The sequence below is a fragment of the Microbacterium sp. Leaf179 genome (genome assembly GCF_001423785.1).
Lineage (GTDB): Bacteria > Actinomycetota > Actinomycetes > Actinomycetales > Microbacteriaceae > Microbacterium.
The window spans coordinates 174,052-199,770 of the sequence record NZ_LMPH01000001.1; the positions used below are offsets into that span (position 1 = coordinate 174,052).

General features: G+C 69.4%; 22 protein-coding genes and 1 pseudogene. 9 read left to right on the plus strand and 14 right to left on the minus strand.

The genetic code is table 11. The features are described from left to right. Position 1 precedes the first annotated feature (1 nt). The gene (gene sfnG, locus ASF96_RS00880; RefSeq protein ID WP_055935160.1) at positions 2–1,135 is read right to left on the minus strand and encodes a dimethylsulfone monooxygenase SfnG; all 1,134 of its coding nucleotides are present in this window, start codon (positions 1,133–1,135) and stop codon (positions 2–4) included. A gap of 123 nt (positions 1,136–1,258) precedes the next feature. On the opposite strand from sfnG, the gene ASF96_RS00885 reads away from it, so the two are divergent. After that, positions 1,259–2,320: an LLM class flavin-dependent oxidoreductase gene (locus ASF96_RS00885; RefSeq protein ID WP_200934052.1), complete on the plus strand. Its 1,062-nt coding sequence runs from the start codon at positions 1,259–1,261 to the stop codon at positions 2,318–2,320. A gap of 607 nt (positions 2,321–2,927) precedes the next feature. Here the strand turns inward: ASF96_RS00885 and ASF96_RS00890 are convergent. From ASF96_RS00890 to ASF96_RS00905, 5 genes are all read right to left on the minus strand, one after another. After that, the gene (locus tag ASF96_RS00890; protein WP_055937539.1) at positions 2,928–4,238 is read right to left on the minus strand and encodes an O-acetylhomoserine aminocarboxypropyltransferase/cysteine synthase family protein; all 1,311 of its coding nucleotides are present in this window, start codon (positions 4,236–4,238) and stop codon (positions 2,928–2,930) included. Beyond that, a complete protein-coding gene (locus ASF96_RS00895; RefSeq protein WP_055935163.1) occupies positions 4,231–5,172 on the minus strand; it encodes an ATP-grasp domain-containing protein in 942 nt (313 codons plus the stop codon). The genes ASF96_RS00890 and ASF96_RS00895 overlap by 8 nt, the downstream gene beginning before the upstream one ends. 79 nt (positions 5,173–5,251) lie before the next feature. Continuing rightward, a complete protein-coding gene (locus ASF96_RS16645; protein WP_156458666.1) occupies positions 5,252–5,707 on the minus strand; it encodes a hypothetical protein in 456 nt (151 codons plus the stop codon). 86 nt (positions 5,708–5,793) lie between these two features. Continuing rightward, a complete protein-coding gene (locus ASF96_RS00900) occupies positions 5,794–7,557 on the minus strand; it encodes an alpha/beta hydrolase (protein ID WP_055935166.1) in 1,764 nt (587 codons plus the stop codon). Then, entirely contained in the window at positions 7,554–7,844 is a 291-nt protein-coding gene (locus tag ASF96_RS00905) for a type VII secretion target (RefSeq protein WP_055935170.1), read from the minus strand. Before ASF96_RS00905 ends, ASF96_RS00900 begins: the two co-directional genes overlap by 4 nt. Positions 7,845–8,039: 195 nt before the next feature. Here ASF96_RS00905 and ASF96_RS00910 point away from each other — a divergent pair, with 195 nt between their 5' ends. Genes ASF96_RS00910 through ASF96_RS00925 form a run of 4 tightly spaced genes read left to right on the plus strand, consistent with a single transcriptional unit; the run spans position 8,040 to position 11,523 of the window. Next, on the plus strand, positions 8,040–8,969 hold the full coding sequence (locus tag ASF96_RS00910; protein ID WP_055937542.1) for an ABC transporter ATP-binding protein: 930 nt from the start codon (positions 8,040–8,042) through the stop codon (positions 8,967–8,969). Continuing rightward, positions 8,966–9,763 carry an ABC transporter permease gene (locus ASF96_RS00915; RefSeq protein WP_055935174.1) on the plus strand — a complete coding sequence of 266 codons (798 nt, stop codon included), beginning with the start codon at positions 8,966–8,968 and terminating at the stop codon, positions 9,761–9,763. Before ASF96_RS00910 ends, ASF96_RS00915 begins: the two co-directional genes overlap by 4 nt. Before the next feature lie 28 nt (positions 9,764–9,791). After that, on the plus strand, positions 9,792–10,910 hold the full coding sequence (locus ASF96_RS00920) for a sensor histidine kinase (protein ID WP_235560497.1): 1,119 nt from the start codon (positions 9,792–9,794) through the stop codon (positions 10,908–10,910). A gap of 7 nt (positions 10,911–10,917) precedes the next feature. Next, positions 10,918–11,523 carry a response regulator transcription factor gene (locus ASF96_RS00925; protein WP_082509391.1) on the plus strand — a complete coding sequence of 202 codons (606 nt, stop codon included), beginning with the start codon at positions 10,918–10,920 and terminating at the stop codon, positions 11,521–11,523. Here ASF96_RS00925 and ASF96_RS00930 read toward each other — a convergent pair. The 7 genes and pseudogenes from ASF96_RS00930 to ASF96_RS00960 form a co-directional block, all read right to left on the minus strand. Continuing rightward, a complete protein-coding gene (locus ASF96_RS00930; protein ID WP_055935176.1) occupies positions 11,520–11,816 on the minus strand; it encodes a hypothetical protein in 297 nt (98 codons plus the stop codon). The two genes, ASF96_RS00925 and ASF96_RS00930, sit on opposite strands and share 4 nt — an antisense overlap. Positions 11,817–12,362: 546 nt before the next feature. Continuing rightward, positions 12,363–12,755 carry a DUF779 domain-containing protein gene (locus ASF96_RS00935; protein WP_055935179.1) on the minus strand — a complete coding sequence of 131 codons (393 nt, stop codon included), beginning with the start codon at positions 12,753–12,755 and terminating at the stop codon, positions 12,363–12,365. A gap of 96 nt (positions 12,756–12,851) precedes the next feature. After that, entirely contained in the window at positions 12,852–14,402 is a 1,551-nt protein-coding gene (gene exaC / locus ASF96_RS00940) for an acetaldehyde dehydrogenase ExaC (protein ID WP_055832360.1), read from the minus strand. A gap of 196 nt (positions 14,403–14,598) precedes the next feature. Then, positions 14,599–15,123 (minus strand): hypothetical protein, encoded by a 525-nt coding sequence (locus ASF96_RS00945; RefSeq protein ID WP_055832358.1) that lies wholly within the window; start codon positions 15,121–15,123, stop codon positions 14,599–14,601. 81 nt (positions 15,124–15,204) lie between these two features. Continuing rightward, positions 15,205–16,491 (minus strand): GAF domain-containing protein, encoded by a 1,287-nt coding sequence (locus ASF96_RS00950; protein ID WP_055935182.1) that lies wholly within the window; start codon positions 16,489–16,491, stop codon positions 15,205–15,207. Between the two features lie 198 nt (positions 16,492–16,689). Beyond that, positions 16,690–18,117, minus strand: a complete 1,428-nt coding sequence (locus tag ASF96_RS00955) for a CCA tRNA nucleotidyltransferase (RefSeq protein WP_055935185.1) — start codon at positions 18,115–18,117, stop codon at positions 16,690–16,692. 98 nt (positions 18,118–18,215) lie between these two features. Beyond that, positions 18,216–19,729 (minus strand): annotated as a pseudogene (locus ASF96_RS00960) (DUF7059 domain-containing protein). A 106-nt stretch (positions 19,730–19,835) separates the two neighbouring features. Between ASF96_RS00960 and ASF96_RS00965 the strand changes: the two are divergent. The 4 genes from ASF96_RS00965 to trxA all read left to right on the plus strand — a co-directional run bounded on the left by ASF96_RS00965 (position 19,836) and on the right by trxA (position 25,126). Then, a complete protein-coding gene (locus ASF96_RS00965; RefSeq protein ID WP_156458667.1) occupies positions 19,836–22,085 on the plus strand; it encodes a DUF6049 family protein in 2,250 nt (749 codons plus the stop codon). Continuing rightward, on the plus strand, positions 22,082–23,680 hold the full coding sequence (gene murJ, locus ASF96_RS00970; RefSeq protein ID WP_055935192.1) for a murein biosynthesis integral membrane protein MurJ: 1,599 nt from the start codon (positions 22,082–22,084) through the stop codon (positions 23,678–23,680). The genes ASF96_RS00965 and murJ overlap by 4 nt, the downstream gene beginning before the upstream one ends. 73 nt (positions 23,681–23,753) lie before the next feature. Further along, on the plus strand, positions 23,754–24,740 hold the full coding sequence (gene trxB / locus ASF96_RS00975) for a thioredoxin-disulfide reductase (RefSeq protein WP_055832346.1): 987 nt from the start codon (positions 23,754–23,756) through the stop codon (positions 24,738–24,740). A gap of 62 nt (positions 24,741–24,802) precedes the next feature. Next, positions 24,803–25,126 carry a thioredoxin gene (gene trxA / locus ASF96_RS00980; protein WP_055832344.1) on the plus strand — a complete coding sequence of 108 codons (324 nt, stop codon included), beginning with the start codon at positions 24,803–24,805 and terminating at the stop codon, positions 25,124–25,126. Between the two features lie 185 nt (positions 25,127–25,311). Here the strand turns inward: trxA and ASF96_RS00985 are convergent, their stop codons facing one another. After that, complete coding sequence (locus tag ASF96_RS00985; protein ID WP_055832342.1) at positions 25,312–25,659, minus strand: hypothetical protein; 348 nt, start codon at positions 25,657–25,659, stop codon at positions 25,312–25,314. Positions 25,660–25,719: the final 60 nt, after the last annotated feature.

Consider the following 25,719-nt stretch of genomic DNA (forward strand, 5'->3'; position numbering starts at 1 on the left):
GTCAGCGGGCCGGTACCGCGATCGCGTCCCCGGTGCGCGCGAGATCGGCCTCGAGTTCGCGCACGATCGGGATCACCGTCTCACCGAAGTGCTCGAGCTCCTCCTGGAAATGCAGGAAGCCCAGCAGGAACAGATCGACACCTCGCTTCTTGTATTCGATGATCCGTTCCGCGATCTGCTGCGCGTCGCCGAACAATTTCGTGCGGAAACCGTCGTTGTACTGCACGAGGTCGTCGAGCGACGAGTCGGCCCACATGCCCTTGCCGTCTTTCGTGGCGGCACCGGCTTCTTGCACGCTCCGACGGAACCCCTGCACCGCGCTGTCGTCGGCGTGCTCGATGATGTCGCGCAGCTGCGCCTCGGCCGCGGCACGGCTGTCGCGCTGGATGACGAAGCCGTTCAGGCCGAAGCGCGTGCGGCGCCCGTGCTCGGCGGCGACGCGCGTGACGTCGTCGTACTGCTCGGTGAAGCCGTCGAAGTCCTTGCCGTTCGAGAAGTACCAGTCCGAGAAGGCACCGCCATTGAATCGCGCGGCCGTGCTGTTCCCGCCCTGGAAGATCTCGGGGTGGGGGCGCCCCGGCACCTCGTACGGGAACGGACGCAGCGTGAAGTCGGTGATGTCGTAGTACTTGCCGTGGAACGAGAACTTCTCCTGTGTCCAGAGGCCCCGCAGCACCTGGATGAATTCGGCGGCCCGCTCGTACCGCTCATCGTGTTCCAGCCATTCCAGACCCAGGTCGGTGTACTCGTCTTTGAACCATCCGCTGACCACGTTCACCGCGGCCCGCCCGTGCGAGAACTGGTCGGCGGTGTTGATGAACTTCGCGAGAACCGCCGGATGCCAGATCCCCGGGTGGATCGCCGAGATGACCTTGAGTCGCTCGGTGTTCAGCAGCAGCGCCAGGCTGATCGAGGTGGACTCGTGCTGCTGGGCCGCGCCGTAGCTGGAGGCGTACCGCACCTGGCTCAGCGCGTACTCGAAGCCGACGCGCTCGGCCGTCTGCGCCAGCTTCACGTTGTAGTCGTAACTCCAGTCGGTGCGCTGCTCGATCGAGCTGATGACCAGTCCGCCACTGACGTTGGGAACCCAGTAGGCGAACTTCAGGGGCTCGTGGGTGGGGGAGATGTCGGTCATGGAATCCTCCTCGCGGATCGGAACACGGCCACCGTCGCACCGGGTCGGCTTCGGGTCAACGTCATGTGACGGCCCGTTTCGCCCCGTGACCCCGGGCGTCTGGGAACGGGTGAGGATGGACCAATGACCTCCCCCCAGCGCGTGCGATTCGGCTACTGGACCCCGATCTTCGGCGGGTGGTTGCGCAACGTCGACGACGAGCAGACGCCCGTGTCGTTCGCCCACATCGCCGAGATCGCCCGCGTCGCCGAAGAGGGCGGCTTCGACCTGACGCTCATTCCCGAGCTCAACCTGAACGACATCAAGGGCGTCGAAGCCCCGTCGCTCGACGCGTGGGCGGTGACCGCCGGTCTGGCGGCGGTGACGTCTCGTCTCGAGCTCATGACGGCCGTACGCCCGGGGTTTCACAACCCGTTCCACACCGCGAAGCAGGCGGCGACCATCGACGAGATCAGCGGGGGGCGCTTCACGCTGAACGTCGTGTCGGCCTGGTGGGCCGAAGAGGCCAAGCAGTACGACGGCCTGTTCAGTGCGCACGACGACCGTTACGCCCGCACGATCGAGTGGGTCGAGGTGCTGCGGGGCCTGTGGACGCAGACCCCCTTCGCCTACGAGGGCGAGTACTACCGCACCGAGGGCACGTACACCGAACCGAAGCCGCAGGTGCTTCCGCGCCTGTACGCCGGGGGCGAGAGCGAGGCCGGTCGCACCGCGATCACGCGCTTCGCCGACGCGTACCTGACGCACGGCGGCACGCTCGAGGAGCTGTCGACGAAGGTGGCCGACATGCGCCGTCGGCGCTCCGAGGCCGGTGCCTCGCCGTTCGAGGCGTTCGGCATGGCCGCGTACGCGGTCGTGCGCGACACCGACGACGAGGCCCAGGCCGAGATCGATCGCATCACCGACGTGCGCGGGGGAGCGGCCTACGGCTCGTACCAGGACTTCGTGAGCAAGTCGAAGCTCGACACCCCGGTCGATCTCAAGGAGTACTCGGTGTCGAACCGCGGCCTGCGGCCCAACCTCATCGGCACGCCCGATCAGGTCGCCGAACGTATCGTCGAGTTCGCGAACGTCGGCGTCTCGACCCTGCTGCTGCAGTTCTCGCCGCACCTGCCCGAACTGCAGCGTTTCGCCGCCGACGTCATCCCGCGCGTGCGGCGCCTCGAGGCGCGCCGCGACGCCTGATCGCGCCGCCGCCGCGCTGAGCGCGTCTCCCCTGGCGAGGGTTCCGGGCGCGCCCCACGCTCTACGTGCGCTTCCCCAGCGTTGAGTGTCCAGAACACGCCGCTCAGTCGGGGTGGGCTGCGGCGTGTCTTGGACACTCGACGGGGGGCGGGGGAGTGCGGCGTGGCGTCCCCACGCCGTTCGCGCTGCGGCGCTTCCCCAGCGTTGAGTGTCCAGAACACGCCGCTCAGGCAGGCGCGGATGCGGCGTGTCTTGGACACTCAACGGGGGGCGGGGGAGTGCGGCCTGCGCGTCCCCACGCCGCGCGCGCTGCGCGGGCGTCCCCAGCGGTGAGCGTCCACAACACGCCGCTCAGGCAGGCGCGGATGGGGCGTGTCTTGGACACTCAACGGGGGGCGGGGGAGTGCGGCCTGCGCGTCTCCACGCCGCGCGCGCTGCGCGCGCTTCCCCAGCGTTGAGTGTCCAGAACACGCCGCTCAGACAGGCGCGGATGCGGCGTGTCTTGGACACTCAACGGGGGGCGGGGGAGTGCGGCGTCGGCGGCAGGCCGCTGAGTTCAACGAAGCCGGAGGCTGACGGATCGGCCCGCCAGGCGACGCAGCCGGCGTCAGACCGCGCGAAGCGCCTGATCCAGGTCGGCGATGAGGTCTTCGGCATCCTCGAGGCCGATCGACAGACGCACGAGACCGTCGCCGATGCCGAGGCGGTCGCGTGTCTCTTGCGTGAAGCCGAGATGGGTCGTGGTCGCGGGGTGCAGCGCCATCGAGCGGGTGTCGCCGATGTTCGTCATGCGGCTGAACAGGCGCAGCGCGTCGAAGAACCGCTCTGCGCCGTCGCGGCCCCCGGCCACCGTGAACGAGAACACCGATCCCGAGAGGCCGCCGTAGTCGCGGACGGCGAGCGCGTGCTGCGGGTGCGACGGGAGTCCGGCGTAGTCGACGCTCTCGACGCCGTCGTGCTGCTCGAGCCACGTCGCGATCGTGTGTGCGCTGGCGAGGTGTTGGCGCATGCGCACCGACAACGTCTCCATCCCCTGCTGCAGCAGGAAGCCGTTGAGCGGCGACAGTGCGGGACCGGTGTCGTTGGCGATACCGAACCGCAGGAAGAACTCGAACGCGCGAGGGCCGAACGCGTCGACGAACGAGGCGTGCTCTGCGATCGGCGTCTCGGTGAGTCCGGGATAGGGACGATCGGATGCCGCCCAGTCGAACGTTCCGCCGTCGACGACGGCGCCGGCGAGATTGGCGCCGTGACCCGAGAGAAACTTCGTTGCGGAATGCACGACGATGTCGGCGCCGTGTTCGACGGGACGGATCAGGAAGGGGGTCGCGATCGTGTTGTCCACGACGAGGGGGATGCCGTGTCTGCGCGCCACTCGGGCGACGGCGTCGATGTCGACGACGTCGTTCTTCGGATTCGGCAACGTCTCGGTGAAGATCGCTCTGGTCTCGGGCCGAATGAGGGAGTCCCACTCGCGCTCGTCGCTGGGGTCCCAGACGTAGTCGACGCTGACACCCATGCGCGCGAAGGTGCGGTCGAACAGCACCCGGGTTCCGCTGTAGATGCTCGCGGTCGACACGAGGTGCTCGCCGCTGCCGGCGAGACCCAGCAGGGCCATGGTGATGGCGGCCTGGCCGGAGCCGACGACGATCGTGCCGGCACCGCCTTCGAGCGACGCCAGTCGTGCTTCGGCGACCTGGTTCGTCGGGTTCAGGTTTCGCGAGTACAGGTGCCCCAGGTCGGCGCCGCCGAATCGATCGGTGGCCTCTTGGAACGAGGCGAAACGGTACGCCGCCGACAGGTGCACCGGGGTGATGCGTGAGCCGTGCGTGAGGTCTTCGACCTCGCCCGCGTGCACCTGACGCGTCGCGAACCCGAAGCCGTGCCACTCGGTGTGCGGCGGGGCAGCCTCAGCCACGGGCACCCACGGCCTCTTGGGGGAGCAGCGAGCCCAGCCAGCGCGCGATGGCACGCGGGCCGGAACGCGGCGCGGTCGCCTCGACGTCGGGGTTGTAGTTCGTGTTGGTGTTCACGTCGTAGGTGACGCTGCGTCCGTCACGGGTCTCGATGAACTCGATTCCCGCGATGCCGACTCCCTCGGCGGCGAGGAAGGCCAGGTAACGGTCGATGAGTGCCTGATCGACGTCATCGCGGAGGCGAAAGAGGGGCTCGGGCTCGACACCGTCGGCTCCGGGCACCGCGCAGGCCTCGGCCGGGCAGAGCTCGAAGCTGCCCGCGCTCGTGTCGACTCGAACGGCGTAGACGAACTCGCCCGCCACGAACTCGGCGCGGGTGATGAACGGCGCCTTCGCGACCAGGAGTTCTTGCAGCAGCGTGATGCCGTCGGGCGACGGTTCGAAGTCGGGGGAGGAGACCCATTCCGAGAACTCGGACACGGAGTCCCAGCGGCGTACGCCGAGGCCCTTGCCGCCCTGGTTGTGCTTGCTGATGAACGGCGCCCCGAACTGCTCGGCCTTCGCGGCGAGATCGTCGACGCCGAACACCGCGACGGTGCGCGGCACATCGATACCGGCGTGACGCAGAGCCGCATGCTGAGCGACCTTGCTGACCTCGAGCTCCAGCACGTCGGCGCCGTTGATGACGGTGCGCCCCCACGACGCCAGCCAGCGCAGCACGGCACGGCCGAATTCCTTGCTGTGCGCGTGATCACGCGTGTGCGCCGACGCACTGAGACGCGACCAGAAAATGCCCTCGGGCGGCTCGACCGACAGGTCGATCGACCCATCGGTGAGCAACCACTCCTCGAACGGCACACCCTCGGCGGTGAACGCCGCCTCGAACGGCGGGAGCCACTGGGGGTTCTCATGGATGACGTAGACCTTGCCCGACATGTGGTCAGGCTAACCCGAGGCTCGGACATCGCGGGTGCGGAGCGTCACCGGAGGACACCCTGAAGATCGTTCGGTCCTCTCAGTGCGTCGTGCCCAACGACGTGTGGGAAAGAGAGGAACGTGCCACGCCGTTCAGCAGAAACACGTCACCAGGGACGCAGGGGCTGACATAGCCAAAGTTGGCGATCCCGGTTCCGAGCCAGAGACTCGAAATGGAACCGTCCTCCCTCACTCCCTGCAGAAAGGGCGGGTCGGAAAGTATGTATCGGACGGGATCAAGATCGCGGTTGACTGCCGTGGCCGCGTCGACACCCAAGGTCGACCATCGCCCGCGAACAAGCTCGATCAAGTCTTGAGGTCGTCCGGGAAAATCCGCCGCGAGCCTCGAATCGAGACGCAATTTAACCATTGTCTGCCCATCAGCAATCCCGCAAGATAGCCATTTTTCATCTGTCGACCACCCGTCCTCACCCACGACACCTCGCACAGCGGCGTATAGGTCATTCCCATGAGACAGAACATCGTCGACGGTCATGGCTTCTCCCTCAGATTGATTCGTGGGCGAGCAGCCCGTAAGTGCGATGCACGCCAGGAGAACGATCGTGACTTTCAACCGTCGTCTCACAGTTCGTTCTCACCCCATTTCTTTCCATTTCTCACCGCGCGATCCTCGGCGGTGCCACCCAGAACGAGACGCTCGTCGTTGCCCATCGTTGCGAGCGCCGTGTTGTACATCGAGGTGGTGTTCGACGTGAAGTAGCTGGCGTCCGCCGCCGTCTCCGCCCCGATCGGCCCATGCTTGGACACCGCAAGAAGCTCCTTCCCTTCGACGACTGCGGACTCCGACGAGAACACCGAGGCTCCGAACCCGCCACTCGTCGGGTCTGTGCGTCCGGAGAAGACCTGGCCGATCGGGGCCCACTCGTCACGCCTCGATTGCGATGAGAAAACCTGCCCCTCGGGGACATTCAGTGTCGAGGCATCGCCGACTTCGCCAGAAATTCCAGCGGAGCCGAGCATCACGAGGTGATCCGCCTCCGCTTGCTGGAGCGCGAGGGTGGCGACGTCAGTTCCGTAGGAATGCGCAATGACGGAAAGTTCCACCAGAGAACCGTTGCCAGCTGTAACTCGAAGCGATTCCAGGTCGTACGCGAGACTGCGGGCTCCGACTGAGGCTCGGTCATCGGAGATCACTTCTAACGCGTGGCTATCCGGCATGGGTGGGTGATACCCGATCCAGGCAATCACGCCAAGATCATCGCGACCGACGCCGGATAGGCGAGCTTGCTGCCCGGCGAGGGTATCAGCGACCTCCGCGTACGCCTCCATGTCACCCCCGACCGTCGTCCCCATCCCCGGCACGATCACCGAAATGTGACGAGCCCGATCCAGATCGCCCACCGCCACCTGCGCCAACGGGGGCCGGTCGAGCACGAGCGAGGCGAGGGTGTTGCCCGTGGCAGCTCTCTCCAGTGCCTCCAGCGCAGCGACCTGATCGGACTGATCCCAGGGGCTGTTCCTGGCATCCTGGAGCGCTCGCGCGAGCGCGATGCGATTCGCGCGGTCGCGAGACGCGTACGCGACGCCGCCCAGGTTCCCGATCACCCCGGGTGCTTCGGTGATGAGCACCTCGCGCACGTCGGGGTCGAGATCGCGCCACCACGGCGCGATGGCAGCAGGATCGGCCTGTGCGAGCCTCACCACCAGGTCGGGCCGTGCCCGTAGCAGAGCGGTCAGGGCAGACGGATCGAGCGCGGACATGACCGACAGCACGTGCGCCGACGGCACCGCGGTGCGCCCGAGGCCCTCACCGATCGAGACCCAGACCTCGCCTCGCGCGCGGAGCGGCTCGATCAATGCGCGCACCGCGGCCGCGGCGATATCACCCGCGGTGAGCACGTCGGCGCACGCGTCGGCGAGCATCGCTTCGGCCCGGCGCAGGGCCTCAGCGCGGGAGCTCGGCGCTGCGCCCTGATGGCGTCCGTCCGAGATGACCAGCGGCCATCCGCTCGCGAAGGAACGGAATGCGGGTAGCTCGCCACCGTCGGTCGGCAGCGATGAGGCGTAGGCCCATGCCTCGATGGCATCCTGAGCCAGCCCCTGGGCGCGCGACAGTGCGCGGCCATACGTCTGCATCGGTTCGACCAGGGCCTCCAGCGCCTCACCGATCAGCTCCCATCGCCGCGCGATGAGGTCGATCCGCGCGCCGTACGCGTCGGAGGCGCTCCCCGTCCATCCGTCGATCTCGTGCTGTCGCCGAAGGGAGTGAGAGATGTCATCGGCGACCGAAGATCGCTGCCCGCCGAGACGCGCGAGTTCGTAGGCCGCCTCGACGGAGCCGGGAACCAGCTCAGAGGCCAGCGTCGTCGCGCCCAGGGCACTCATCGCTGCGCGCCGATGGCGCGGGCGTCTCGTTCGTCCTCGGTATCCGCTCGCTCGTAGATCTGCGCGGTGGCGCGCAGACTCGCTGCCACGGCGTCGATCTGCGTCGTGGCCTCCGTCCAACCGCCCGTCAAGGACTGCAGCAACTCCTCGGCCGCCGCGCTCAGCCGCGCATGCCCCAGGTTGCGTGTCGGAGTCAACGACGTTTGTGCCCCAGCGTGGTCCGCCGCGGCGTCGACCACGTACGCCGCACGGCGCAGTGCCTCCGGCTCGACCGTGAATTTCTGCATCCCCGCACGGTACTGAGGTCTGAGCAGTCGCCTCGGGAGTTATCCACAGATCCACCCCTCACGGGGAAAGGTTCGCCCGCGCTCGTCGCGGGAGCGCCGAACTTCACCCATCCACCCCGACCCATGACGAACGTCACCCCCACGACGTGACCCACGCCCCCCGTGCCGGCCGTCGTGCGCGGCCAGCATGAACACATGACCTCCTCCACCCCCACCCCCGTCGCGATCGACGCGCGGGGCGTCGTCAAGAGCTTCGGCTCCGTCCACGCCGTTCGCGGCGTGGACCTCACCGTCCGTCCGGGCGAGATCGTGGCCTTCCTCGGCCCGAACGGCGCGGGTAAGACCACGACGATCGACATGATCCTCGGCCTCACGAACCCCGACGCCGGCTCCATCCAGGTGTTCGGACACACTCCCCGCGGCGCCGTCGCCCGCGGCCTCGTCTCGGCCGTGCTGCAGACCGGTGGCCTCCTCAAGGACATCACCGTCCGCGAGACGGTGGCCCTCACGGCCAGCCTGTTCGCCGAGAAGCGTCCCGTCGACGAAGCCCTCGAGCGGGCCGGCATCCAGGGTCTGGCGAACCGTCGCGTGGGCCTGTGCTCTGGGGGCGAGCAGCAGCGACTCCGTTTCGCGATGGCCCTCGTGAGCGACCCCGCGCTGTTGATCCTCGACGAACCGACCACCGGCATGGACGTCGAGGCGCGCCGCTCGTTCTGGAGTGCGATCCGGGCGGATGCCGCCCGCGGACGCACCGTCATGTTCGCCACGCACTACCTCGACGAGGCCGACGAATACGCCGATCGCATCGTTCTGATGAGCCGCGGCCGGATCGTCGCCGACGGGAGCACCGCCGAGATCAAGAACCTCGTCTCGGGTCGGGTCGTCCAGGTGACGCTCCCGGATGCCGACCTCACGGCGCTCGCGTCGATTCCGGGCGTCGATTCGGTCGAGGCCGCCGGCGGGCGCGTCACGATCCACACGCGTGATTCCGACGAGCTCGCTCGACACCTGCTGAACACCACGACTTCGCGGGATCTCGAGATCACCGCGCAGAACCTCGAGAGCGTCTTCCTCGCCCTCACCGCCGACGCCGCCGAACCCGCCCTGAACGGAGCAGTCCGATGACCGCCATCACCCTCGACCGTCCGGTGCCCGCCCTCGGCGGCTTCACTCTCACCTATCTGCGCCTCGAACTGGTGCGCAAGATCCGCAACCCCCGGGGCCTGTTCTTCACCGTGGCGTTCCCGGTGCTGATGTTCTTCATCGTCGGCTATCAGATGCTCGACGTGTCGCTGACGGCGACGCCGGTGGCATCCGGGGGAGTGTCGGTGGCCGCGTACATCATGGTGTCGATGGCGATGTACGGAGCGATGATGTCGGCAACCCAGACCGGGGCGTCGGTCGCCGCCGAGCGCGCGCAGGGATGGACGCGGCAGCTGCGCCTGACGCCGCTGAACCCCGTCGTCAATGTCGCCGTGAAGACGATCGCGGGCATGATGTTCGGTCTCGTCGCCATCGTCGCGACCTACATCGTGGCCATGTTCTCCGGCGTCGAGTTGTCGGCATCCCAGTGGATCGTGTCGGGCCTGGCCGCGTGGCTGCTCGCCGGTGCGGTCTTCACGACGCTCGGGCTCATGGTCGGCTACATGGTGCCCGGTGAGAACGTCGCGCAGATCACGAGCCTGGTCGTCGTGCTGCTGTCGTTCCTGGGCGGCCTGTTCTTCCCGCTGTCGAACATGCCCGACTTCCTGCAGGTCATCGGCAAGCTGACACCCGTGTACGGCATCGGTGAGCTGGCGCGGTCACCGCTGACGGGGGATGCCTTCGACATCGGCGCCCTGATCAATGCGGTCGTCTGGCTCGCGGTGTTCGTGGCGGGCACGGTGTACTTCTTCCGCCGCGATACGCGGCGCAGCTGAGCGGCGGGGGCGTCCTATGGTGAACGTGATGAACGAGCAGGCCGCCCCCGCCGCCGGGTCGGCACCCTCCGCGGGTGCCGGCTTCGCCATGTCGAACCGCGGGTGGTTCATCGGCGCGGGCATGTCTCTCGCCTGGATCGTGCCGACGATGTACACGCTGTGGGCGCAGCCCTCGGCCGTCACCGTTGTGCCGACGCTCATCGTGCTGGTCTTCGCCGGCGCGTTCGTGCTCACCGTTCCGGTTATGCAGCGACTCGCGCCGGGGGCCGTGCGCCTCATGCCGGCGGTGGTGCTCTTCCTGCTGAGCCTGTCGCTCATCCCATGGCTCGGCGCCGACGTGCGGTGGCTGTGGACGTTCGTCGGGGTGGCCCTCGCCGTCTCGCGCATGCGGCGCAGCATGCTCTGGATCGCCCTCCTGGTGCTGGCCGGCCTCACCTTCGCCGTGGGGGTGTGGGACGACGCCGACGTCGGCAACAGCGCCCTGAACGCCGCCGTCATCCTCTCGGTGTCGGTGATGATGGCGACTCTCACCGGCAACATCACCACCCTGGCGCGTCTTCGGGCCGCGCAGCACCAGGTCGCCGAGCTCGCCGCCGAGCGCGAGCGGGGCCGCGTCGCTCGCGACGTGCACGACATCCTCGGCCACTCCCTCACGGTCATCACGGTCAAAGCCGAGCTGGCGGGGCGACTGATGGATGCCGGATCCCCGGCCGCGCGCGACGAGATCGCCCAGATCGAGCAGCTGGCGCGTGGCGCGTTGGCCGACGTGCGCGCGACGGTGCACGGTTTCCGCGGCGTGAGCATCAGCGGGGAGCTCGCCGCGGCGCGGGCCGCCCTCGAGAGCGCCGGGGTGACGCCCGACCTGCCCGGGTCGACCGAGCAGGTCCCCGCCGATCGTCGGGAGCTCGCCGGATGGGTGGTGCGCGAGTCGGTGACCAACGTCGTACGGCACGCCGGTGCTCACGCGTGCCGCGTGCGTCTGAGCGCCCGCGGTGTCGAGGTCGACGACGACGGATGCGGACCGTCCACCACGGCATCCTCGGGGTCAGGGCTCACGGGCCTCCGCGAACGCGTCGAGACCGCGGGCGCCCGCCTCACCGTGGGTCGCAGTGATCTCGGCGGGTTCAGAGTGAAAGTGACGTGGTGACGCGATGGTGATCCGGCTCCTCATCGCCGACGACCAGGCTCTGGTGCGCGGAGCCCTCGCCGCCCTGCTCGGGCTCGAGAACGATATCGAGGTCGTCGCCCAGGTCGGGCGCGGCGACGAGGTCGTCGAAGCGGCTCGCGCGTCTCAGGCAACGGTGGCGCTGCTCGACATCGAGATGCCCGGTATCGACGGCATCGCCGCGGCGTCGCTCCTGCGTTCCGAGGTTCCCGGATGCCGTGCCCTCATCGTCACGACCTTCGGCCGGCCGGGTTACCTGGCACGGGCCCTTCAGGCCGGGGCATCGGGCTTCGTCGTGAAGGACACTCCCGCGGCCGAGCTGGCCGATGCCGTGCGGCGCGTGTCGATGGGGCTGCGAGTCGTGGACCCGGCGCTGGCCGTCGAGTCGCTGGCTCAGGGCGACTCACCCCTCACGGAGCGTGAGACCGACGTGCTCGCCGCAGCGCGGTCGGGCGGATCGATCGCCGACATCGCGCGGATGGTGCACCTGTCGGAGGGCACGGTGAAGAACCATCTCTCCAGTGCGATCGGCAAGACCGGCGGGCGCAATCGTGCGGACGCCGTGCGAGTGGCTGTCGACCGGGGCTGGCTCTAGCCGCGACGCGGTCGTGCGGGTCCGTCGGGCAGGAACAGTGCCAGCGCGACCAGGGGAGACGCCACGATGCCGGTCACCGCTGTCGCGACGGACCAGGAGCCGTCGATGTACAGCGTCCGACCACCGCCGCCCGGGTCTTTCGTTCCCGTGTAGGTGACGAGGTAGGGGACGACGATGGTCGTCGCCGCCTCGGTCGCGACGATGGCCAGCAGCATCAGCCCGGTCGCCACCAGGGACGCGGCGATGAGCGGGGCCAGGACGAGGACGAACGCGCGACCGGCGCTGAACTTCATGGGGGCACCCTCCGCGCGAGCCGCTCGCGCGGCTGCCGGGTCTCATGCCCGGATCGACGACACGCTAACGGCGCCCGCTTCCGCCGCCGCCGGAGGTGGGCGCCGTTTCGCCCGACACCGTGGCGTTTTCGCCCGTGAGCCGTCGTTCGTGCCGATCGAACCCTTCGAGGGGTCGAGCAGGGAGAGCCCGCGATCGCGGGTGGCGCGGGTGGTTCCGCCCGCCGGGCGGGTGAAACAGGCGCTCTCACCGCCGCGGCGATGGAACACTGGCGAGTCGACCAGACCTCGAGAGAACGAAGCTCCCCGTGCAGAACACCGTCGACATCTCGCTCATCATCTGCGTCTACGCGGTGGTGATCGGCGCGGGCTGGGGCACGCTGGTCAACCCACTCCGGCCGGCGTCCTCCTGGATAGCCGCTGGCGGAGCGGTGCTGACGGGGTTCCTGATCGCCGGCCTCGCTCCCGCCGCGGTGATGTCCGCCCCGCTCCTCGTTCTCGCGTTCAGTGTCGCGACATTCCTTCGCGACCGCCGGTGGCGCCGCAGCCTCATTCCGAGAGAGTCGTCACCCCGAACGCCACCGCCTCCTGCTCCGTCAGCATCCGCGAGCGAATGAGGAATCGCATGCCCGTCGGACCCTCCACCGAGAAGCCCGCCCCCCGCCCGGGCACGACGTCGATCGTCAGGTGTGTGAACTTCCAATACTCGAACTGCGACTCCGACATGTAGACCTCGATGGGGTCGTCGAGGCCCACGCCGATGGTGCCCAACAGCACGTCGCTCGGCCCCGTGAGGAACATCCCCACCGGGTAACACATCGGCGAGCTGCCGTCGCAGCAGCCGCCGGACTGGTGGAACATCAGCGGGCCGTGCGTCACCGTCAGGTCGCGCAGGAGCGCGAGCGCGGCATCCGTCACGTCGACGCGGGAGAGTTCTGGCATCCGTTCCGTCCTTCCTTCACCACCGTGTCCCACTTGGTGCAGAAAATCGGTGTCCGATCTGCACGAAGTGGGACACGGCGCGCCCATCAGCCGGGCTCAGAAGAAGCCCATGGCCCCATCGGCATACGACACCAGCAGGTTCTTCGTCTGCTGGTAGTGGTCGAGCATCTTCAGGTGGTTCTCGCGGCCGATGCCCGACTGCTTGTACCCGCCGAACGCGGCGTGCGCGGGGTACTGGTGGTAGGTGTTCGTCCACACACGACCGGCTTCGATCGCGCGGCCGGCACGGTAGGCGGTGTCGCCGCTGCGGCTCCACACCCCGGCGCCGAGGCCGTACAGCGTGTCGTTGGCGATCGAGATGGCGTCGTCGAAGTCGTCGAACGAGGTCACCGACAGGACGGGACCGAAGATCTCCTCCTGGAAGATGCGCATGTCGTTCGTGCCCTCGAACACCGTCGGCGCCATGTAGTAGCCGTCCGTCAGGTCGCCGCCGAGGTCGACGCGTTCGCCGCCCGTCAGCAGCTTCGCGCCGCCCGCTTTGCCGATGTCGATGTACGACAGGATCTTCTCGAGCTGGTCGTTCGACGCCTGCGCGCCGATCATCGTCTCGGGGTCGAGCGGGTTGCCCTGGCGCACCTTCTTCACGCGCTCCAAGCCGTCACCGAGGAACTGGTCGTAGATCGACCGCTGGATGAGCGAGCGCGACGGGCACGTGCACACCTCGCCCTGATTCAGCGCGAACATCGTGAAGCCCTCGAGCGCCTTGTCGTAGTACGCGTCGTCGCTACGCAGAGCGACGTCTTCGAAGAACACGTTCGGGCTCTTGCCTCCGAGCTCCAGCGTCACCGGGATGAGGTTCTGCGAGGCGTACTGCATGATCAGGCGGCCGGTCGTGGTCTCGCCGGTGAAGGCGATTTTGCGGATCCGCTTGTGCTGAGCCAGCGGCGCCCCCGCCTCGATGCCGAAGCCGTTGACGATGTTCACGACTCCCGCCGGCAGCAGGTCGCCGATGATGTCGAACAGGAACAGCAGAGATGCCGGGGTCTGCTCGGCCGGCTTGATCACGACGCAGTTACCCGCGGCGAGCGCCGGGGCCAGCTTCCATGCCGCCATGAGAATGGGGAAGTTCCACGGGATGATCTGCCCGACCACACCGAGCGGTTCGTTGAAGTGGTACGCCACCGTGTTCTCGTCGAGCTGGCTGAGCGAGCCCTCCTGGGCTCGCAGCACGCCCGCGAAGTAGCGGAAGTGGTCGACGGTCAGGGGAATGTCGGCAGCGAGAGTCTCACGCACCGGCTTGCCGTTCTCCCACGTCTCGGCGACGGCGATCTTCTCGAGGTTCTCTTCGATGCGGTCGGCGATCTTGTTCAGGATGACGCTGCGCTCGGCGGGAGTGGTCTTCTTCCACGACGCGAACGCCTTCCAGCCGGCCTCGACCGCGCGGTCGATGTCGTGCGCATCGCCGCGACCGACCTCGCAGAACGGCTTGCCGGTGACCGGGGTGATGTTCTCGAAGTACTCGCCGCTGTGCGGTTCGACCCATTCGCCGCCGATGTAGTGCCCGTACCGCGAACGGTACTCGGCGACGGCTCCGCGGGTTCCGGGAGCGGCGTAGACGCTCGAGACGCCTTCTTCGACGATGGTCATGCGTGTCTCCTTCGACGGTCATGAGTCGCCGCGACGGCTTCGAGCGGCGATGCGCCGACGCTACGCCGGGGGAGGTTGCATCGGGTTGCGGGGGTCGGGATCGGCGCCCGGACCGCCCCCGCACTCCGCGGCCTCCACACGCACCGACGACGGATGCCACGACCCCGAGGCCGTGGCATCCGTTCAGCGCGGGAGACTACGCGTCGGCGTCAGCCAGCACCGACCGGAGCGGCGGAACATTGACCTCGTGCAGGTCGACGCCGTCGAGGCGCTCGATGCTCTGCACGCGCGGGGCGATGACGCGATCGTCGGCGACGATCCAGCTGCCGACCAGCAGGAACCGGTCGTTGCCGGCCGTGATCGGTCCGGTGAGCGCGAAGGTCTGGTGCGTAGGAGTGAGGAACGTCACGCGGACGGGCGTGCCGTGGGGGAGGGTCGAGGGATCGACGACATCGGCACCCAGGGCGGCCTCGGGCTGCTCGATGCCCACGTCGATGCGCTGGATCTCGGAGCTCGTGGCGAGGATGACATCACCGACGAGCGGCTGACCGCCCACGCCGATGCGCACGGTGCCCTCGAGGGCGTAGAGGCCGTAGCGGGGGGAGCGGACGATGACCCGGGCGATATCGCCGGCCTTCACCTCGGCGAGGGCCTCGCGAATGCGCCCCACGTCGCGACGGGCGCGAGCTGCCGAGAAGATGTCGAGCGTTTCTTCGTCCATATGTTCAGCGTAACGAGGGGTTCCGACATCGGGAACGCCCGCGGCCCATCGCCGGGCGAACACCCGGCGAACAGGGCCCGCTCACGCCCGCTCGAGACGCTCCAGCCGCGCGACGAGCCCCGAGCGCTTGGGGGAACGCGGGGGGAGCATGCCCAGGCACAGCCGCAGCACCTCCTCGTCGTCGCACGCCTCGGCGGTCTCGGCGTAGGCGAGCAGCACGTCGACGCTCGCCTCGGCGATGAGCGCTTCGCGCAGCGTCGAGCGCACCGACTCGCGCACCTCGATGACCCCCGGTGCGTCCGACTCCGGCAGCACCGAACCCGCGTACGCTGCCAACGCCACCCGGCGCGCCCCGCGATCGAGCAGCGACAGCACGTGCTGCGCGTCGGTCTCGAGATCCTCCAGCAGGCGATAGGGGCGGGATGCCGGAACCAGACGCGACGCGACGGGGACGAGCGCGCGGCGCAACCGCACCATCTCGGGCCGCAGCGTCTCGACGGCGGGGTGGCCGTAGACCGCTTCGCTCAGCGCCTCGGCCGACAGCCCTTCCCGGTGCACGGCGAGGAGCAGCAGGATCTCGGCGTGCCGGGCGCTGAGTTCCCGCACCGCCCCATCCACCTCCAGCAGCGCGCGATCGCGACCCAGGATGCGCAGCAACGCGCGCGACGGCACCGCCCGCTTCGGCGCGGGTGGATGCTGCGCGCGCAGCCGCGCGACGAGGATCTCGCTCTCGATCGCGCGGGCCGTGGCATCCACCAGCAGTTGAGCCTGGGGCGTCACGGCCTCGGGCCCGCCCGTGACGTCGATCACACCGATCAGACGCCGCGTCTCGGGATCGTGCACGGGAGCCGCGGTGCACGACCACGGCTGCACGAGGCGGTTGAAGTGCTCGGCGCCGCGGATCTGCACGGACCGGTCCAGGGTGAGCGCCGTTCCCGGGGCCGAGGTGCCCACCGCGTCTTCCGCCCAGTTCGCGCCCGCGACGAAACCCATGTCGCCGGTGAGCGTGCGGATGTGCCGGTCGCCCTCGACCCACAGCAGGCGCCCGGCGGCATCTCCGACGGCGACCACGACGCCCGATTCCTCGGCCGTGCCGGGCAGCAGGAGCGACCTCACCATGTCCATCACCCCCGCCAACGGGTGGGCGCGACGGTAGGCCTCGAGCTCGTCGCTGGCGAGTTCGAGCGAGGGAAGCCCCTCGGGTCCGACCAGCGATGCCAGCGACCGACGCCACGAGTCCTGCACGAGCGGCCGCACGTCGTCGAGGCGTCGATCCTCGTTGCCGGCGAGCAGCTCGTCGTGGGCGCGCGCGATCAACAGTCCCGAGGTCTCGGGAGAGATGGCCGGTCGCGACCAGGAAGAGGACACAGGACTCCCATCGGCGGTGACGGAGGTGGGTCTCAGTGTAGGTCGACGGCCGTGTCGAGGGGAGGGGTCGGGCGTTTCGGGGCGCGAGCGGTGCACCGGGGCGGTCAGTGAGCACCCCGCTGCACGAAACGTGCCCCGGATGCCTCTCATCCGAAGCGGGCAGCACGCACCCCGAGCGTCGTCGTCAGACGAACGGCGTTACCCCCGCGCCGCCCACCACTGCCGCAACCGTTTCTCGGCCTCGTCTTCGCCGAGCACGCCCTCGTCGAGGCGCAGCTCGAGCAGGAACCGGTAGGCCTCGCCCACCTCACGACCGGGCTTCACACCCAACACCTCTTGAATGCGGTTGCCGTCGAGCTCGGGGCGGATCGCGTCGATCTGCTCCTGCTCGCGCAGGGCCGAGATGCGGTTCTCGATGTCGTCGTACGCGGATGCCAGGCGATGGGCCTTGCGCTTGTTGCGCGTGGTCACGTCGGCCCGCGTGAGGATGTGCAGGCGTTCCAGCTCGTCGCCGGCGTCGCGCACGTAGCGTCGGACCGCGGAGTCGGTCCACGCGCCCTCGGCGTAACCGAAGAACCGCAGGTGCAGTTCGACCAGGCGCGAGACGACGGTCGTGGTGTTCGCGTCGAAGCGCAGCGCCTGCAGACGCTTGCGGGCCAAGCGTGCGCCCTTGATGTCGTGGTGGTGGAAGGTCACGCCGCCGCCCGGCTCCAGGCGCCGCGTCGCGGGCTTGCCGATGTCGTGCAGCAGCGCCGCGAGACGCAGCGGCACATCGGGGGCGGCATCCGGATGCCGTTCCTTCTCGAGCGCGATGGCTTGGCGCAGCACCGTGAGGGAGTGCTCGTAGACGTCTTTGTGGTGGTGGTGCTCATCGACCTCGAGGCGCAGCGCCGGCACCTCGGGCAGGAACTCGTCGATCAGGCCGGTCTCGACCAGCACCCGGATACCGCGGACGGGGTCGTCGGTCTGGAGCAGCCGCACGAGCTCGGCCTGCACGCGCTCGGGGCTGACGATCTGCAGCGAGGCGCGCAGCTCGACGATGGCGGCGAGCGTGTCGGGGTCGAGGGTGAACTCGAGCTGCGACGCGAATCGGGCTCCGCGCAGCATGCGCAGGGGGTCGTCGCCGAAGCTCACCGCGGGGTCGATGGGGGTGCGCAGGCGCTGGGCCAGCAGGTCTTCGACGCCGCCCGTCGGGTCGACGAGGGTGCGGGCGGGAACCCGCAACGCCATGGCGTTGACCGTGAAGTCGCGGCGGTTGAGATCGGCCTCGAGCGTGTCACCGAACTCGACCGTGGGCTTGCGGGTGACGCCGTCGTAGCTGTCGGCCCGATAGGTCGTGATCTCGACCTGTTCGCCCTTGACCCGGGCGCCGATGGTGCCGAAGGCCCGACCGACGTCCCACTGCACCGACGACACCGGCTTCACCAGGGCGAGGATCTCGTCGGGACGCGCGTCGGTGGTGAAGTCGAAGTCGTGGGTGATCCGGCCCAGCAACGCGTCGCGGACGGGTCCCCCGACCAGGGCCAGGTCGCGACCGGCGTCGGCGAAGACGCGGGCGAGCGTGGCAACCACGGGGTGGGCCGCCAGCTCCTCCAGGCGCGCGAGACCGTCGACCATGTTCAGCATGCCTTCGAGCCTATCCGGGGCCGCCGACAGCCACCGCAGACGTGCTCCGCGCCAGACGCGAGGGCCGACGGCACCCTGTCCGCAGACACCGGCGGGCGTCAGTCGTCGGCGAAGTCCACGAACCCGGTCACCAGCAACTCGCGCACACGCGGGAGCAGGTCGGCGCGGAGGGCCTTGGCATCCACCTCGAGCAGCTGCGCGATCGCGTCGACGAGCACGCCCACCGACAGATCGCCGTCGCACGCGCCCACGAGCGCCGCCAACGCGGGGTCGACCTCGAGCGTGCGCGCGAAGCCCCCGCCCTGGCGCAGCTCGATGACCGAGGGGTCCTCTTCACCCGGTCGGTGGTGCCGAGCCTCGGTCACGTCGGGGGCGACGCGCAGCACGCTATCGGCCAGGCTCTCGTCGTCGAGCAGCGCCGCGCGATCGTGCGCGGCGAGGCAGGCGGCCAGGTGCGACCCGAACCACGCCTCGCCGCCGCCGTCGACCCGCTCGAAGCGGGCGAGCGTGGGGGCTCCGGCGAGGGGCTTGCGCACGAGCACGTAGCCGAAACCGATGCCGGTCACCCCCCGCTCGGCGAAGTCGTCGAGCCAGGCGTCGATCAGCCGCGCGTACGCGGGGGTGCCGGCGACGGTACCGCCGTCGCGCACCCACAGTTCGGCGTAGGCGAGAGGATCGAGCACCTGCCGCTCGACGACCCAGGCGTCCATCGACGTTCCGATCCAGTCGCGCACCCGATCGAGTCCCGACTCGCCCTCGCGGTACTCCCAGTTGCCGAGCGACTGCGCGACACCGCCGGGGGACAGGTGCGCGCCCACACCGCCCATGACCGACGCGACGAGCGCGTCGCCTTCGAGACCACCGTCACGGTATTCGTACGCCGGAACACCGGCCACGCGCGGAGTGATGACGAACGGGGATTGGAGGCCACGCGGTCGAACGTCTCGCCGGCGACGGGTTCGAAGAGCGAGCCGTGCCGCGTCTCGATGCCGTCGACGTCGTTGAGCAGGGCGTTCAGCCGGGTGAACCGCAGCGCGCGCTCCGAGATGTCGGTCGCGACGACGTGGTCGACCAGACGGCGCAACCGCAGGGCCTGGATGCCGCACCCCGTGCCGAGATCGAGGGCGGTGTGCGCGCGACGCGTGAGCTGCAGCCGCGCGAGGGTCTCGGAGGCGCCCCCCACCCCGAGCACGTGGTTCTCGGGGAGCGGGCCCTCGAGCGCCGACTCGTCGAGATCGCTCGCGATCCACCATTCGACGTCGCCCTGGTCGTCGGAGAACCCCTGCGGGCGCAGCAGCACCGCCGGGGTGACCGCATCGCCCGACACCTCGATGAGCCCCAGAGTCACGGCTCCGTCGACGCGCAGCGCGGGCAGCGCCGCCTCGACGTCGCCGCGTGCCACGGGCAGTCCCAGACCCCAGAGGCGTCCCAGCACGGCCAACGCGTCACCCCGGTCGCCCAACGCGCGCGTGGCGGGGCGACGCAGGCCGCGGGCGAGAGCGTCGTCGGCTCGGGCACCCCACGCGTCTCTCAGTGCAGCGCTGGCGAAGCCCGCCGCGCGGAGGTCGTCGGCGAGGGCGCGGCACAGCAGGGCGTCGGGTTCGGGGAGCACCGGTCCATTCAACCGTCTGCGCGGGGCTATCGGGGGGCTCCGAGGTGCGCGGGCCTAGACTCAACGCGGTGCGAGGCCCCCTCGTTCCACCGACGCTCGTATGAACGTGACCTCCCAGCCTCCGGGCTCACCCGTGCCGCGGCGCTCCCTCACGCGCCGGCTGCTGGCGACCCTCGCCGCCGGCGCCCTGGCGTTCGGACTCGCGGTCCCGGCGATGCCCGCCGCGGCTGCCGCACCGAGCCCCTCGCCGTCGGCCTCGACGACGCCGGCCGTCCTGTCGGCCGCACCCGTCGCCAACGGCATCCTGCGCCCCGGTGAGGCGCTGACGGTCGCCGTGACCCTGGCGGCGGGTTCCGGGTCGGCCGTCGCGACCCCCGTCGGCCTGCAGCTGGGAACGGCGCCCCTGAGCGACGACGCGGCCCTCGAGCGCTGGCTCGGCGGCGACACCACCGGAGTCACCCTGCAGCAGGTCGCCACCGGATCGATGGATGCCACCGCCTCCGGCGCCCAGACCACCACGGCGCTGTCGGTGCCGGCGACCGACGCCGCGCTGGCCGGACGCGCGGCGGGGGTCTACCCGGTGCGCGTGACGGCAGACGGCGCGGGTCTGCGCACCCCGACCGTGGTCGTCGTTCCGAACGACGCGGGCGCGCAGACACCCGTCGCCCTCGTCGTTCCCATCACGGCCGCACCGATGACCCGGGGGCTGCTGAGCGCGAGCGAACTGGCGGAGCTCACCGCGGTCGACGGCGCTCTCTCGGCCCAACTCGATGCGGTCGACGGAACCGGGGCGACCCTCGCGGTCGATCCCGCCATCCCCGCGGCGATCCGGGTTCTCGGCTCGGCCGCACCCCCCACCGCCGTGGCCTGGCTGCAGCGTCTGCTGGCGCTGCCCAACAACCGCTTCGCACTGCAGTTCGGTGACGCCGACATCGCCGCGCAGCTGCGGGCCGGCCTCACCGCCCCCCTCTCACCGACGTCGCTGCAGTCGTATATGACGGCCGCCGACTTCACCCAGCCCGCGCCCGCCGTCTCGGCGGTGTCGACGCCCGATCCGTCGACATCGGCGACGCCGGGCCAGCCGTCCTACCCGTCGCTGACGTCGCTGCTCGACATCGGTTCCGCCACCCCGAACGTCTTCTGGCCCGCGACCGGATCCGCCGGCGCCGACACCGTCACCGCCCTCGGTGCCCTCGGGACCGCCGATCAGCCCGCCCACGTGCTGGTGCCGTCGACCAGCGTGGTCGGGGGCGCACGTCAGGCCGCCGCCGCCGTGGCAGGCGTATCCACCCCCGTCTACGACGCCGAGGTCTCGCGTGCTCTCGCCGACGCCGCCGGACAGAACGACACGACCCGACGGGGGTCGGCGCTCGCGGCCGCGCAGGCCTACCTCGCCTTGGCTCGCGCGACCACCGGTGATCAGCCCGTCCTCGCCATCCTCGACCGCGGCACCGACCGCTCGCGCGTGAGTCTCCGCGCGACCCTGGGCCTCGTCGCGACGGCGCCGGGGTACAGCAGCTCCACGCTCGCCGCGGTGTCGACGATCCCGGCATCCGAGATCACCCTCGCCGACGCGACGGTCGATACCGCCCGCGTCACCGACGTCGCCGATCTGGTCGCCGACGAGCAGGTCATCGACCGTTTCGCGACGATCCTCGACCAGCCCGAGCTGCTCACCGGCCGCGAGCGCGCCGAAGTCCTCCAGGTGACGAACGTGTCGTGGACGGGGGATGCCGCCCGCAAGGCCGTCTCGGACCACCGCGCCGCGACGCGTACGACGCTCGATTCCGTCGGCATCCTGTCGTCGGACTTCCGACTCGTGAGTTCCAGCGCGCCGCTGCGGCCGTGGGTGCGCAACGACCTGCCCTGGCCCGTCACGGTCGTGATGGCCGTGGACCCCAACGACGTGCGGCTCCGCGTTCAGCCGCGCACGACCGTCAACGCTCAGGCCTCGGCCAACACGCGCGTCGAGGTCCCCGTCGAGGCACGCATCGCCAACGGCGAGGTCAGCGTCGCCCTGCAGCTCTACAGCCCCACCGGAGAAGCCGTGGGCTCGCCGCAGGTGGTCGACGTCGAGGTGCGGGCCGAGTGGGAGAACATCGGCCTCATCGTCATCATCCTGCTGATCGTGGCGTTCCTGAGTCTCGGCGTCGTGCGCACCATCGCCCGTCGCCGTCGAACGCGCACCGAGGGCGACGAGACTTCGGATGCCGAGCCCCCGGCCGACGGCAGCGTCGTGCGCAAGAGCCCGGATGCCGATGGGCGCAGCCCGGCATCGGACGACAGTGCCCCCGACACCGACGACGACGGCACCGAGCCGCTGTCATCCGACTTCACCGAGGAGAACCGCCCGTGAGCAGTATCGGACGGGCGAGTGTGCTCATCGGAGCGGGGACCATCGCGTCGCGCCTGACCGGTCTGCTGCGCACCATCGTGCTCGTCGCGGCCATCGGTTCGATCGGTGGCGCGGGTGACGCCTTCGCCGTCGCGAACCAGCTGCCCAACAACATCTACGCGATCATCTCGACGGGTCTGCTGACCGCCGTGGTCGTCCCGCAGATCGTCAAGGCGGCCGCGCACGCCGACGGCGGCCAGGCATTCGTCTCCAAGCTCTTCACGCTGGGCACGGTGGGCCTGCTGGGGGCCACCGCGCTCGCCATGGTCGCCGCGCCCCTGTTGGTGCAGGTGTACGCGAGCAAGTTCACCGACGATCAGCTGGCACTGTCGACCGCCTTCGCCTACTGGTGCCTTCCGCAGGTCTTCTTCTACGGTCTGTACGCACTGCTGGGCGAGATCCTGAACGCCCGGCGCGTCTTCGGGCCGTACACGTGGGCGCCGATCGTCAACAACGTCATCTCGATCGCCGGCTTCGGCGTCTTCATCCTGATCTTCAGCGGCCCTCAGGATCGCGTCGCCGCGTGGACGCCCTCGATGATCGCGACACTCGCCGGCACCGCCACCGCCGGCATCGTCGTGCAGACCCTGGTGCTGCTGTTCTTCTGGCGGCGCGCGGGGCTCACGCTGCGGCCCGACTTCCAGTGGAAGGGCGTGGGCCTGCGCCACATCGGACGTCTCGCCGGCTGGACCTTCCTGATGGTCGTGGCAGGTCAGCTCGCCGGCATCGTGCAATCCAACGTGCTCTCGGGCGCCTCGGGGAACGACCCCGCGATCTTCGCCTCTCAGAACGCGTGGCTGCTGTTCATGCTCCCGTATTCGATCATCGTGCTGTCGATCGGAACGCCGTACTTCACGCAGCTGAGCGAGCACGCGGCCGCGGGTCGCCACGACCAGGTGCGCGCAGACATCTCGCGCAGCATCCGCACGCTCGGCTTCTTCATCGTCGCGTCGGCCGCGGCCCTCGCCGTCGCGGCGGTTCCGGCCAGCCGCATCTTCACCAAGAACGCCGAACAGGCCGTCGCTGCGGCACCGGTGCTGCTGTGCTTCCTGGTCTGCCTCGTGCCCCTCGCCGTGCTGTTCGTCGTACAGCGCACCTTCTACGCGTACAACGACACGCGCACACCCTTCTTCTTCACGCTCCTCCAGTGCGCCCTCGTCGCCGGCGGCGCAGTCCTCGCCAGTGCCGTTCTCGGTCGCGGCGAGCTGGCGGCGGGTGTGGCGCTGACCCAGTCCATCGCCAGCGTCGTGCAGGTCGTCGTCGCTACCGTGCTGCTGCACCGTCGCCTGTCCGGCATCGGAACGGCATCATGGCTGCTCGCCCTCGGCAGGTTCGCGTTGGCCGCTCTTCCGGCGGCGGCCGCCGGGTACGGCGTGCTGCTGCTGCTCGGCGGCGCGGACGGGTGGACGACCAGCAGCGCCCTCGCGGGAGCGGCAGGTGCCGCCATCGTCGGCTCCGTCGTGCTCGCGGTGTACCTCGGCATCCTGGCGCTCTTCCGCACCCCCGAGCTCGCGCCGGCGCTCGCCCTGGGCCGACGCTTCCTCCCCCACCGCTAGCCCCGGGTTCCCGGAATATCCCGGGGCTACCATGGGTTTCATCCGACGGAATCAACGAAGGGAACGCGCTACCGTGCGTCACGTCATCATCATCGGATCGGGCCCCGCCGGCTACACCGCCGCCATCTACGCCGCCCGAGCCAACCTCGAGCCCCTCGTCGTCGCGAGTTCCGTCGAAGCCGGCGGCGACCTCATGAACACGACCGAGGTCGAGAACTTCCCCGGCTTCCCCGACGGCATCCAGGGTCCTGACCTCATGGCCAAGATGCAGGCGCAGGCCGAACGCTTCGGAGCGCAGGTGCTGTACGACGACGTCGTGTCGCTCCAGCTCGACGGCCCCGTCAAGACCGTCACGCTCGGCAGCGGCAAGGTCGAAGAGGCTATCTCGGTCATCTACGCCACCGGCTCCGCGTACCGCAAGCTCGGACTCGAAGGCGAAGAGCGACTCTCGGGCCGCGGCGTCTCGTGGTGCGCCACGTGCGACGGCTTCTTCTTCCGTGACCGCACCATCGCCGTCGTCGGCGGCGGCGACTCCGCCATGGAAGAGGCGAACTTCCTCACCAAGTTCGCGTCGAAGGTCTACATCATCCACCGCAAGGACTCGCTGCGGGCGTCGAAGATCATGCAGGAGCGTGCCTTCGCGAACCCCAAGATCGAATTCATCTGGAACTCCGCGGTCGACGAGATCCTGGGCGACGACGCCGTGAACGGTGTGCGCCTGCGCTCGACGGTGGACGACACCGTGAGCGAGCTCCCCCTCGACGGCCTGTTCGTCGCCATCGGCAACGACCCCCGCACCCACCTCGTGCACGACAAGCTGCAGCTCACCGACCAGGGCACCATCTGGGTCGACGGCCGTTCCTCGCGCACGTCGGTCGAGGGTGTCTTCGCCGCCGGCGACGTCATCGACCCGACCTACCGCCAGGCCATCACGGCCGCCGGCAGCGGTACCGTCGCTGCCCTCGACGTGGAACACTTCCTCGCCGCCCGCGGCGAGGCCGGCGAGCCCGCGGTCGCGGAGAGCCCCATCGAGGGCCTTCCCGACGCCGCTGTCGTCTGAGGAACAAAAGAACGCTCACCAGCGTTTTCATTCACTGAAGCTTCCATCTAAGGAGATATGCAATGACTGCCAAGGCGACGACCTCCGCAACGTTCGAGCAGGACGTCCTGCAGGCTGACGGACCCGTTCTCGTGGACTTCTGGGCCGAGTGGTGCGGACCGTGTCGCATGGTCGCCCCCGTCCTCGACGAGATCCAGAACGAGAACTCGGGCAAGATCACGATCCTCAAGCTCAACGTCGACGAGAACCCCGACCTCGCGATGAAGTACCAGATCACCTCCATCCCCGCGATGAAGGTCTTCCAGGGCGGTGAGGTCAAGACGACCATCATCGGTGCGAAGCCCAAGTACGCACTCGAGCAGGACCTCGCGCCCTTCCTCGGCTGAGTCCCCGCGATCATCGAATCCCCGGCGCCACGGCGTCGGGGATTCGTCGTTTCCGGAAGTATCATCCGGCCGAGGTGACCGTACGGCGAGAGAGGGATGCCGATACGCCACTGCCGCGCGACGGAACGCGGTCGGCGCCCCACGCAACGCGGTGCCGGCTTCGCCGGCGCGGGGGTCTGCAGTCGTCAGGAGGCGTCGAGTCGAGCGCTGGCGTCCCACACCCGGTGCGACTCCTCTTCGCCCAGGATGCGCCACACAGCCCGCGTCAGAGCCGGATAGTCGAGGGCGATCTGACGGAGCACACGGTAGTTGCGGGCGCGATTGGGGCGAACGCCGCCGTTCTCTGTGATGTTCTCGGCCCGCAGAGTGAGGACCACGAGTTCATCCACGTTCGGCAGGTCTTCCATGAAGTCCCAGGGATCTTCGCCGCCCCGCAGGCGTTCGTGAATCAGCACCGCGAGTTCGTCGGACGCCTCGGCACGCAGCAGCTCCAGGCTGGCACGACGGCGAGGGTTTTGGTCGTTCGAAGTCACCCATCCAGGTTACGTCGAGCCACCGACACCGGGATCGTCTGGCGCCCGGGTGTGCACAAG

Coding starts and splice junctions, on each gene's coding strand:
- ASF96_RS00900 (WP_055935166.1), bottom strand. CDS start 7,557: ATGAGTGCCCTGGGCGCGACGACGCTGGCCTCTGAGCTGGTTCCCGGC.
- ASF96_RS00895 (WP_055935163.1), bottom strand. CDS start 5,172: ATGTCGGGCAAGGTCTACGTCATCCATGAGAACCCCCAGTGGCTCCCG.
- exaC (WP_055832360.1), bottom strand. CDS start 14,402: ATGACCATCGTCGAAGAAGGCGTCTCGAGCGTCTACGCCGCTCCCGGA.
- trxA (WP_055832344.1), top strand. CDS start 24,803: ATGACTGCCAAGGCGACGACCTCCGCAACGTTCGAGCAGGACGTCCTG.
- ASF96_RS00955 (WP_055935185.1), bottom strand. CDS start 18,117: ATGCTGAACATGGTCGACGGTCTCGCGCGCCTGGAGGAGCTGGCGGCC.
- ASF96_RS00905 (WP_055935170.1), bottom strand. CDS start 7,844: ATGCAGAAATTCACGGTCGAGCCGGAGGCACTGCGCCGTGCGGCGTAC.
- ASF96_RS00920 (WP_235560497.1), top strand. CDS start 9,792: ATGAACGAGCAGGCCGCCCCCGCCGCCGGGTCGGCACCCTCCGCGGGT.
- ASF96_RS16645 (WP_156458666.1), bottom strand. CDS start 5,707: ATGACCGTCGACGATGTTCTGTCTCATGGGAATGACCTATACGCCGCT.
- ASF96_RS00885 (WP_200934052.1), top strand. CDS start 1,259: ATGACCTCCCCCCAGCGCGTGCGATTCGGCTACTGGACCCCGATCTTC.
- ASF96_RS00945 (WP_055832358.1), bottom strand. CDS start 15,123: ATGGACGAAGAAACGCTCGACATCTTCTCGGCAGCTCGCGCCCGTCGC.
- ASF96_RS00915 (WP_055935174.1), top strand. CDS start 8,966: ATGACCGCCATCACCCTCGACCGTCCGGTGCCCGCCCTCGGCGGCTTC.
- sfnG (WP_055935160.1), bottom strand. CDS start 1,135: ATGACCGACATCTCCCCCACCCACGAGCCCCTGAAGTTCGCCTACTGG.
- ASF96_RS00930 (WP_055935176.1), bottom strand. CDS start 11,816: ATGAAGTTCAGCGCCGGTCGCGCGTTCGTCCTCGTCCTGGCCCCGCTC.
- ASF96_RS00910 (WP_055937542.1), top strand. CDS start 8,040: ATGACCTCCTCCACCCCCACCCCCGTCGCGATCGACGCGCGGGGCGTC.
- ASF96_RS00935 (WP_055935179.1), bottom strand. CDS start 12,755: ATGCCAGAACTCTCCCGCGTCGACGTGACGGATGCCGCGCTCGCGCTC.